This window comes from Aromatoleum toluolicum (assembly GCF_012911005.2).
In the GTDB taxonomy this organism is placed as follows: Bacteria; Pseudomonadota; Gammaproteobacteria; order Burkholderiales; family Rhodocyclaceae; genus Aromatoleum; species Aromatoleum toluolicum.
The window spans coordinates 1-9,296 of the sequence record NZ_WTVS01000121.1 but is presented as its reverse complement, the minus strand read 5'-3'; the positions used below and the strand labels follow the sequence as shown (position 1 = coordinate 9,296).

9 protein-coding genes are annotated in these 9,296 nt (G+C 67.7%); 5 read left to right on the top strand and 4 right to left on the bottom strand.

Translation table 11 applies throughout. The features are described 5' to 3' along the window. Nucleotides 1-89 precede the first annotated feature (89 nt). Nucleotides 90-1,400, bottom strand: coding sequence for an MFS transporter (locus GPA27_RS27060; RefSeq protein WP_169143520.1), 1,311 nt, complete (start codon nucleotides 1,398-1,400; stop codon nucleotides 90-92). A gap of 310 nt (nucleotides 1,401-1,710) precedes the next feature. Here GPA27_RS27060 and GPA27_RS27055 point away from each other — a divergent pair, with 310 nt between their 5' ends. Continuing rightward, nucleotides 1,711-2,487 carry a GntR family transcriptional regulator gene (locus GPA27_RS27055; protein ID WP_169143519.1) on the top strand — a complete coding sequence of 259 codons (777 nt, stop codon included), beginning with the start codon at nucleotides 1,711-1,713 and terminating at the stop codon, nucleotides 2,485-2,487. Between the two features lie 24 nt (nucleotides 2,488-2,511). Here the strand turns inward: GPA27_RS27055 and GPA27_RS27050 are convergent, their stop codons facing one another. Then, on the bottom strand, nucleotides 2,512-3,267 hold the full coding sequence (locus tag GPA27_RS27050) for a GntR family transcriptional regulator (RefSeq protein ID WP_169143518.1): 756 nt from the start codon (nucleotides 3,265-3,267) through the stop codon (nucleotides 2,512-2,514). Between the two features lie 322 nt (nucleotides 3,268-3,589). On the opposite strand from GPA27_RS27050, the gene hydA reads away from it, so the two are divergent. The 4 genes from hydA to dbpA all read left to right on the top strand — a co-directional run bounded on the left by hydA (nucleotide 3,590) and on the right by dbpA (nucleotide 8,500). Then, nucleotides 3,590-5,029, top strand: coding sequence for a dihydropyrimidinase (hydA, locus tag GPA27_RS27045; protein WP_169143517.1), 1,440 nt, complete (start codon nucleotides 3,590-3,592; stop codon nucleotides 5,027-5,029). A gap of 135 nt (nucleotides 5,030-5,164) precedes the next feature. Beyond that, nucleotides 5,165-6,343 carry an alpha-hydroxy acid oxidase gene (locus GPA27_RS27040; RefSeq protein WP_211165271.1) on the top strand — a complete coding sequence of 393 codons (1,179 nt, stop codon included), beginning with the start codon at nucleotides 5,165-5,167 and terminating at the stop codon, nucleotides 6,341-6,343. 193 nt (nucleotides 6,344-6,536) lie between these two features. After that, the gene (locus tag GPA27_RS27035) at nucleotides 6,537-7,028 is read left to right on the top strand and encodes a hypothetical protein (RefSeq protein ID WP_169143516.1); all 492 of its coding nucleotides are present in this window, start codon (nucleotides 6,537-6,539) and stop codon (nucleotides 7,026-7,028) included. Between the two features lie 14 nt (nucleotides 7,029-7,042). Then, on the top strand, nucleotides 7,043-8,500 hold the full coding sequence (gene dbpA / locus GPA27_RS27030; RefSeq protein ID WP_211165270.1) for an ATP-dependent RNA helicase DbpA: 1,458 nt from the start codon (nucleotides 7,043-7,045) through the stop codon (nucleotides 8,498-8,500). Between the two features lie 6 nt (nucleotides 8,501-8,506). On the opposite strand, the gene GPA27_RS27025 is transcribed toward dbpA, so the two are convergent. After that, complete coding sequence (locus GPA27_RS27025; RefSeq protein ID WP_169143515.1) at nucleotides 8,507-9,034, bottom strand: M48 metallopeptidase family protein; 528 nt, start codon at nucleotides 9,032-9,034, stop codon at nucleotides 8,507-8,509. A gap of 72 nt (nucleotides 9,035-9,106) precedes the next feature. Further along, nucleotides 9,107-9,296 (bottom strand): VOC family protein (locus tag GPA27_RS27020; RefSeq protein ID WP_211165269.1); only part of this gene is annotated, 190 nt, incomplete at its 5' end.

The window sequence follows — 9,296 nt, the reverse complement described above, 5'->3', positions numbered from 1 at the left end:
ACGATGCTGATCGACTACGACAAGAAGGTTCCGGTCTGATCTCCCCCGGGGCGCCGCGGCAGGCAATCACCGCGGCGCCCCGGGGGAGATCAGACCGGAACCTTCTTGTCGTAGTCGATCAGCATCGTGGAGCAGATGAACAGGCCGGCACCGGCGGCGGCGAACAGCATCAGCGCCATGTAGTACGAGCCGGTCGCCTGGACGATGAGGCCGACGAGGATGGGCACGCCGATACCCGCGCAGTTGCCGCCGAGGTTCATCACGCCGCCGAGGAAGCCGACGCGGTTGCGGGTGCCGAGGATCGACGGGACGCACCAGAACAGGCCGCACCAGCGCAGGAAGAACAGCGTGACCGACAGCATCACGACGACGGTGACCGGGTCGGTGATCTTCGCGACGCTGTAGATCGACACGGTCGCGATGATCGACGAAATGCCGAACAGCGTGCGCAGCACCTTGCCCTGCGAGGCGCCCGATTCCTTCCACTTGTCGGCGATCCAGCCGCCGATCAGCTCGCCGACGAAGCCGGCGAAGAACATGATGAACACCGCGCCGCCCATCTGCTTGATGTCGAAACCGTGCTGCTTCGACAGGTAGTTGGGCATCCAGGTCAGCAGGCCGTAGAACAGCGCGTTGAAGCACATCCAGCCGAAGAACATGCCCCACACCGAGCGGTAGCGGAAGAAGTCCATGGCCTTGCCGCTGGTGATCGTCGGCGACGCGGCCAGTTCCTTCGCGTGCGCCTCCTCGATGAACTCGGCTTCGGCGTCATTGACCCCCGGATGTTCGCGCGGATGGTTGCGGATGTAGGACCAGGCCCAGAAACCCGCAAGAACGGTGCCGACCCCGGCGATGACGAAGGCCGCGCGCCACGATCCCATGACGGCGATCAGGCCCGAGATCAGGATCGCGCCGAGTGCCGCACCCAGCGGGGCGCCGCCATCGAGCAGCGTCGCGCCGCGGCCGCGCTCGTTCTGCGTCATCCAGATCGCGTTGAGCTTGCCGCCGGCGGGGTAGATCGGCGCTTCGGCCGCGCCCAGTCCGAGACGCGTGATCAGCAGGCTGACCCATCCGGTGCACATGCCCGCGATCGCCTGGAAGAAGCCCCAGCCGAGCGTGGCCCCGGCGATGACATGGCGCGGCCCGAACTTGTCCGCGAGCATGCCGCCCGGGATCTGCATGAAGGCATAGGTCCAGAAGAAGGAACTCAGCAGCAGGCCCTGCGTTGCGGGGCCGATGTCGAATTCGGCGGCGATCATCGGCATCGCGACCGACAGCGAGGCCCGGTCGATGTAGTTGATCGAGATGAGGAACAGCATCATCAGGAAGATTCGCCAGCGGACCTTCGTCTGCGTTTCCGGTACCGCTGCCGCCCGGTCGAGGGCTATTTCGGCTTTCATGTGGTGTCTCCTTTCCACAGCTTGGATGAGTTTTGGCCACTTCGCCACGGACTTGCGACCGTGGCGGCGCCTCCAAAAGGCTTGACGCTGCCTGTGCGGAGCGGGTGCCGGATCACGGCCTCGCGCCATTTCTACTTTTTCGGTTGCCGGGTCGTGCCCGAAGTGTCGACCGGATAGGTCGCCGCCCGGGGGTGACTCGTCACCGTTGTGAGACGAACTATAGAAGTGATGCCGACACGACGTCAATAAATTGTCGACAAAAAAGTTTATAGTTCGCTAACAGTGAAATTGCAGCGAACGAGAGGGCGGCATGAAGACTCGACAGATACTTCAGGATGGCGCTGGCACAGAGGAGCGCCCGCAGGAGAACCGCGGCGCGAAGGTGGTGCGCCTCGGGCAGCAGCGCCGCGCGAAGGCGGCAGTGGGGGCCGACGCGGAGGCGATCTATCGCAGGATTCTTGCGGCGATCATCGAGCATCGCCTCGCACCGGGCCGCAAGCTCGTCGAGGAGCGGCTGGCGGCGGTGTTTGGCGCCAGCCGCGCGATGATCCGGCAGGTGCTCACGCGCCTGTCGCACGAGATGGTCGTGACGCTGGTGCCGAACCGCGGCGCCTTCGTTGCGGAGCCCACGGTGGAGGAGGCGCGCGAGGTGTTCGAGGCGCGGCGGCTGATCGAGCCGGCGCTGGCGCGCAAGTTGGCGCTGTCGGCGACGCCTGCGCAGCTCGCGCGGCTGCGTGAGCTGGTCGCGGCGGAGGAGAAGGCGCGGGCGCAGCGCGACCGTCAGCAGGTGATCCGGCTGTCGGGGGAGTTCCATCTCGAGATCGCGGAGATGGCCGGCAACGCGATACTCGCGCGGCAGATGCGCGAGCTCACGCTACTGACCTGCCTGATCATCATCCTGTACGACTCGCCGGTCGGGCGGGCCTGCCCGGAAGACGAGCACCGGCGCCTGCTGGAGGCCTTTGCGCAGCGCGACCAGGACACTGCCGCCGCGCTGATGCTGCATCACCTCGACCACGTCGAGCAGTCGCTCGACATCAGCCTCGCGGCGCAGGACGACGATGATCTGGAGCGGATCTTCTCCTGAGCGGCGACGCGGAACGGGTCGGGTTCAGCCCGCCAGCGCGGCTTCCAGGTCGAGTTCCTCGGGGCGGCCGCGCGAGAGGTCGAGGCAGGCTTCGACGTGTTCCAGGTGCTCCGTCATCAGGCGGATCGCGGTGGCCTCGTCGCCATCGGCGAGGGCCTGCGTGATCTCGGCATGCTCCTGATCGCGGCAGGCGGGCACCGTGGGGGCGTCGTAGAGGAAGATGATGAGGCAGGTGAGGGACGCCAGCTCGTGCATCAGGCGCGCGGCCAGGGCGCTGCCGGAGAGCTCCGCGAGCAGCACGTGGTATTCCCCGGACAGGCGGATGATGGCGCGGCGGTCGCGTGCGGCGCGGGCCGCCTCCTCGGCTGCGACGTGGGCGCGCAGGCGGGCGATGATCGCCGGATCCTTCTTCGCGACGATGCGGCGCACGACCAGCGCCTCCAGGGGGCGGCGGACTTCGAAGACCTCGCGCGCTTCCTCCACGGTGGGCTCGGCGACGAAGGCGCCACGGTTCGGATGCAGCACGACCACGCGTTCGAGTGCGAGGCGCGCGAGCACCTGGCGCACGCGGGCGCGGCTCACGCCGAAGATCTTCGCCAGCTTGTCCTCACCGAGCTTGGTGCCCGGCGGCAGGCGGTGCTCCATGATCGACGTGATGACCCGCTCGTAGATCTCCTGCTCCGACGCGCCGCCTTCGCCATCGTTCGCCGGGCGCTCGTCCTGCAAGGGGGGCGGCGCCGATGCGCCGGCGTCACGTCGTTTGGCCGTCTTCTTCTGCATGCTGGAGTCCTGCGCCGGAGGGGCCCGCAAGGTCGGGCCGAGGCGGAAATTCTACGGTTCGTGCCGATGCGCTAGCAAGAAATGCCGCTGGCTGTCGGCATTCGGACGGCGTTTCGCAGGCGCGGGGTCGGGCACGAGCGGCCGAGTTGAAGTCATCTCGTCGTACCGGCGGGGAGTATCCAGGAGTCGCGGTGCTATTGCATGTTGAAAAAAATATAGATAAATGGTCGACAAAACAGAAATTGATATTCGACATGTGCAGCGACTTCATGTGCGGAGTCCGGGCCCGTCGACCAAGACCCCAATAAATATGGAGACAACAATGGACGATTTCGACCTGGTGGTGCGCAACGCCCACGTCGTGACGGCAGCCGACGAGTTCGACTGCGACATCGGGATCCGCGAGGGCGTGATCGCGGCGCTTGGCAGGGACCTGCCTTCGGGCCGCAAGGAGATCGACGCTGCCGGCCGTTACGTGATGCCGGGCGGCATCGACGGCCACTGCCACCTCGACCAGCCGATGAACGACGGCACGAAGATGGCCGACGACTTCTACAGCGGCACGCTGTCGGCCGCCTGCGGCGGCACGACGACGGTGCTGCCTTTCGCGTGCCAGTTCAAGGGCCAGTCGCTGCGCGCCGCGGTGGACGATTACCACGCGCGTGCGGGGGGCAAGGCGGTGATCGACTATGCCTTCCACCTCATCGTCAGCGACCCGACGCCGGACGTGCTCAACCGCGAACTGCCCGAACTGATTGCGGAGGGCTACACGTCGTTCAAGATCTACATGACCTACGACGACCTCAAGCTCAACGACCGCCAGATCCTCGAGACGCTCGCGGTCGCACGGCGCGAGGGGGCGATGGTGATGATCCACGCCGAGAACACCGACTGCATCGCGTGGCTAACCGAGCAGCTGCTCGCTGCGGGCCACACCGCGCCGCGCTTCCATGCGGCGTCCCGTCCGATGCTGGTCGAGCGCGAGGCGACGCATCGCGCCATCTCGCTCTCCGAGCTTGTCGACGTGCCGGTGCTGATCGTGCATGTATCGGGCCGCGAAGCCGTCGAGCAGATCCGCTGGGCGCAGGGGCGCGGCCTGCAGGTGTATGGCGAGACCTGCCCGCAGTACCTGTTCCTGACCAGCGAGCATCTCGAAGGCGACGACCTGCACGGCGCGAAGTGCGTGTGCAGCCCGCCGCCGCGCGACAAGGCGAACCAGAAGGTGGTGTGGGACGGCCTGGAGAACGGCGTGTTCCAGATCTTCTCGTCGGACCACGCACCGTTCCGCTTCGACGACCCGCAGGGCAAGAAGGTGGCGGGCGAGGACGCCTCCTTCGACCAGATTCCGAACGGCATCCCCGGGCTGGAGACGCGCATGGCGCTGCTGTTCTCGGAAGGCGTCCTCACCGGCCGCATCGACCCGCAGAACTTCGTCGCGCTGACCTCGACGAACGTCGCGCGCCTCTATGGCCTGTACCCGCGCAAGGGCAGCATCGCGGTAGGCTGCGATGCGGACATCGTGATCTGGGACACCAATGTCGACGTGACGATCCGCAACGAGATGCTGCATCACAACGTCGACTACACGCCCTACGAGGGCATGCACCTGAAGGCGTGGCCGGGGGTGACGATCTCGCGCGGCGAGGTCGTGTGGGCCAACGGCAGGGCGCAGGTGCAGAAGGGGCGCGGGCGCTTCCTCGAATGCTCGAAGCCGCTGCCGGCGCGGCCGAAGAGCGAGCGCAAGCTGGTGCGGGAAGGCTAGGGCACACAGTCGCGCGCCTGTGATTCATCGCTGCATGACGTACGCGCGGTGATGCGTATCATGATGGACGGCTAGCAAGCGAAGTCCGCCTCCGGTATCGTGGGGCGGACTTTTTTCTTCGGGGCCGGCCACTCGATGCCGATGCGCAAACTCTACCGGGGCGGCGATCCGCGTCGCGCCCAGAACATTGCCGAACTGCGCGCGATGGCCGCCGCGCGCATCCCGAACTTCTGCTTCGAATACCTGGAAGGCGGCGCCGACGACGAGCTCACGCTGCGGTACAACCGCGCGGGCTTCGACGCGGTCAATTTCCAGCCGCGCACGCTGGTCGATGTGTCGGAGCGCGACCTCGGCTGCGAGCTGTTCGGCGAGCGCATCGCGATGCCGGCGATCATCGCGCCGACCGGCTTCAACGGCCTGCTGTCGCACGAGGGCGACCTGATGCTCGCCGAGGCGGCGCGGGATGCCGGCATTCCGATGTGCCAGAGCATGGTGTCGACGGTGTCGCTGGAGCGCATCGTCGAATCCGGCGTGCGCCACTGGATGCAGATCTACCCGTTCAAGGATCGCGAGAACCTCGCCGGCGTCGTCAAGCGCGCCGAAGTCGCGGGTTCCGAGGCGATCGTGCTGACGACCGACGTCGCCGCCTTCGGCAACCGCGAATGGGACCGGCGCAACTACCGTGCGCCGATGAAGCTCAACCTCGACAACATGGTCGATGTCGCGACGCGCTGGCGCTGGCTGTTCGACGTGCTGATCCCGCACGGCATGCCGCGCTTCCGCAACCTGGGCGACTTCCTGCCGCCGGGGCAGGACAGCGCGCGCAATGCGGCGACTTTCCTGTCGAGCCAGATGGACCCGTCGCTGAACTGGGACGACGTCGCGTGGCTGCGCGACCTGTGGCCGCGCAAGCTGATCGTGAAGGGCATCCTGCGGCCGGACGACGCCGAGCGCGCCAAGCAGTTGGGCGTGGACGGGCTGGTCATCACCAACCACGGCGGGCGGCAGCTCGATACCTGTGTGGCGCCGATCGACGTTCTGCCGGAGATCCGCGAGGCGGTCGGGCCGGACATGACGCTGATCATCGACAGCGGTCTGCGCCGCGGCGGCGACTTCGTGAAGGCGCGCGCGCTCGGTGCCGACGCGGCGATGTCGGGGCGCGCGACGCTGTATGGCCTCGCCGCGGCGGGCAAGCCCGGCGTGGCACGGGCGCTGGAGATCCTGCGTTCGGAGATCGACCGCACGCTGGCGCTCCTCGGCTGCCCGGTGCTGACGCGTCTCGGGCCGGATTGCGTGCGCGTGCCGCGGCGCTGAGGGGACCTGCGCGGCGGCGCACGCAGCGCCATGCAACTTATTGACGTCGCGGGCGTTCCGAACGCTTACACTCTCGCCCTTGGCGGATTGTTCGGGTGTCGGCCGCGGGCCTCGCGCATCTCTTGCGGGCCGCGGCCGTTGCGCAACGCACCCCTCGCCGATTCATTTTCCTGCAGATTTCCAAAGGTATTCGATGCACCCGCTTCACGATATTGACGCACTCCTCCTGCTCGCCCTGGCGCTCGCTTCGAAGCGGCGCCCCGCCGAGCTCGCCGAAGCCGTCGCGGCAGTCGATCTGCTGCAGGGGGCGATCCCGTCCGAGGCGAAGCTGGCCGAGTCGTTCCAGCGCCTGGCGACGAACGGCCTCGTCTGTGTTGAGGAGGGGCGCTTTTCGCTGAGCACGGCCTCGCAGGCGATCGTGACCGGCTTGCCGAAGAAGGCGGATACGGCCGAGCGGATCTTCGAAGTACGCCAGCGGCTCGCCGCCCACATGGCGCAGGACGTGCAGGAAGCGGCCATGCCGACGATCGAGCAACTGAGCGCCGCGATCCTTGCGCACCGCGCTTCGGGGCAGGGAGCGGGCAAGAACCTGCTGATGCCCAAGCCCAAGACTGCCGAAACCGAGAAGAAGCGCGCGGGGCACTGGCGCAAGCCGCTCGGCGCGGCGCGTCGGCGCAAGGGCTGAGGCGCAAGGTGAGCATGAGCGAATCGATCCCGGTCCAGGTGGCCCCGGCCGCTGCAGATGCGACCGAGGCGACGCCGGGTCCGACTCTTGCCGGGCGGCCGTTCGGCGAGCTGCCGCTGTCGCCCGCGCTGCTCGCTACGCTGGAGCAGCTCGAATACCGCACGACGACGCCGATCCAGGCGGCCAGTCTGCCGCTGGCGCTCGCCGGCCACGACCTGATCGCGCAGGCGAAGACCGGCAGCGGCAAGACCGCGGCCTTCGCGCTGACACTGCTCACCAACCTGAACCCGCGCCGCTTCGCGGTGCAGGCGATGGTGCTGTGCCCGACGCGCGAGCTGGCCGACCAGGTGACGCAGGAGATCCGCCGCCTCGCGCGCGCCGAAGACAACATCAAGATCCTGGCGCTGTGCGGGGGCACGACCATGCGCCCGCAGCGGGCGAGCCTGGAACACGGCGCGCACATCGTCGTCGGTACGCCGGGACGCATCATGGACCACCTCGATCGCGGCAGCCTGCGGCTGGATGCGCTCAACACGCTGGTGCTCGATGAAGCCGATCGCATGCTGGACATGGGCTTCTACGACGACATCGCGTTCGTCGCCAGCCAATGTCCGACGCGCCGCCAGACCCTGCTGTTCTCCGCCACCTATCCCGAGGGAATCGACCGGCTCGCGCAGCAGTTCCTGCGCAACCCGCAGCAGGTGAAGCTGACCGAGCAGCACGAGGGCAGCAAGATCCGCCAGCGCTTCTACGAGATCAAGCACGAGGAGCGCCTGCAGGCCGTCGGCACGCTGCTCAAGCACTATCGTCCGGTGAGCACGCTGGCGTTCTGCAACACCCGGCAGCAGTGTCGCGATCTGGTGAAGGTGCTGCACGACCAGGGCTTCCATGCGCTGACGCTGCACGGTGATCTCGAACAGCGCGAGCGCGACCAGGTGCTGATCCAGTTCGCCAACCGCAGCTGCTCGGTGCTGGTGGCGACCGACGTGGCGGCGCGCGGGCTCGACATCGCGCAACTCGAAGCGGTCATCAACGTCGACGTCACGCCCGATCCCGAAGTCCATATCCACCGCATCGGCCGTACCGGCCGCGCCGACGAGGACGGCTGGGCGCTGACCCTGTGCAGCCCGGCCGACAAGCGCCGCGTGGCGACCATCGCGCAGGCGACGGGCATCGAACCGGAGTGGCACGGCCTGGGTTCCCTGCAGGGCGGGGACGACTCGCCGCTGGTGCCGCCGATGGTGACGCTGCAGATCCTCGGCGGGCGCAAGGACAAGATCAGGCCCGGCGACGTGCTCGGCGCGCTGACCGGCGAGGCCGGCTTCACGCGCGAGCAGGTCGGCAAGATCACCGTGACCGACCAGACGACCTACGTCGCGGTCGTGCGCGACATCGCGCGCGAAGCCGTGCGCCGGCTGTCCGCGGGCCGGCTCAAGGGCAAGCCGGTGAAGGTGCGCGCGCTGGCCGACTGATCCGCGTCAGGCGGCGGCCGACCACAGCGGTCGGTCGGTGGCGTCGAGGTGGCACAGGTAGGCGCGCACGTCGAACTCCAACTGGTGGTAGTCCGGCTCCATGTGGCAGCACAGCTGGTAGAAGGCCTTGTCGTGTTCGCGCTCGCGGATGTGCGCGAGCTCATGTACGACGATCATGCGCAGGAAGGCTTCCGGCATGTCGCGGAAGACGGTCGCGACGCGGATCTCGCACTTCGACTTGAGCTTCGCGCCCTGTACGCGCGCGATGCGCGTGTGGGTGCCGAGCGCGTGCTGGATGACCTGCAGCTTGCTGTCGAAGGCGACCTTGCTCAACTGCCCGGCATTGCGCAGGAACTCGCCCTTGATGTCCTGCACGTAGTCGTACAGCGCCTTGTCGGTGCGCACGCCGTGGGCCTGCGGGTACTTGCGCAGCAGCAGTTCGGCGAGCCGCTCCTGCCCGATCAGGTCGCGGACCTGGGCGGCGAGGGCGGGCGGGTAGCCGGCGAGATAGTCGGGAGCGGTGCGGGGGCGCATGGGCGGTCGGATGTCGCGAAGGCGCGATTGTACCGGTGGTGCGATCCCGTGCCCGCGCCGGCGCAGGAATGTTCAGCGCGGCGCGGTTTCGTACAGTTCCAGCGGCAATCCATCCGGGTCCGCGAAGAAGGTGAAGCGCCGGGCGGTGAGTTCGTCCGTGCGGATCGGTTCGACGGCAACGTCGCGGGCTTCGAGCGCGCGCACGGCGGCGTCGAGGTCCGTCACCGCGAAGGCGAGGTGGCGCAGCCCGCGGGCTTCGGGG

Coding starts and splice junctions, on each gene's coding strand:
- GPA27_RS27025 (WP_169143515.1), bottom strand. CDS start 9,034: ATGCGCCCCCGCACCGCTCCCGACTATCTCGCCGGCTACCCGCCCGCC.
- GPA27_RS27060 (WP_169143520.1), bottom strand. CDS start 1,400: ATGAAAGCCGAAATAGCCCTCGACCGGGCGGCAGCGGTACCGGAAACG.
- hydA (WP_169143517.1), top strand. CDS start 3,590: ATGGACGATTTCGACCTGGTGGTGCGCAACGCCCACGTCGTGACGGCA.
- GPA27_RS27055 (WP_169143519.1), top strand. CDS start 1,711: ATGAAGACTCGACAGATACTTCAGGATGGCGCTGGCACAGAGGAGCGC.
- GPA27_RS27050 (WP_169143518.1), bottom strand. CDS start 3,267: ATGCAGAAGAAGACGGCCAAACGACGTGACGCCGGCGCATCGGCGCCG.
- GPA27_RS27035 (WP_169143516.1), top strand. CDS start 6,537: ATGCACCCGCTTCACGATATTGACGCACTCCTCCTGCTCGCCCTGGCG.
- dbpA (WP_211165270.1), top strand. CDS start 7,043: ATGAGCGAATCGATCCCGGTCCAGGTGGCCCCGGCCGCTGCAGATGCG.
- GPA27_RS27040 (WP_211165271.1), top strand. CDS start 5,165: ATGCCGATGCGCAAACTCTACCGGGGCGGCGATCCGCGTCGCGCCCAG.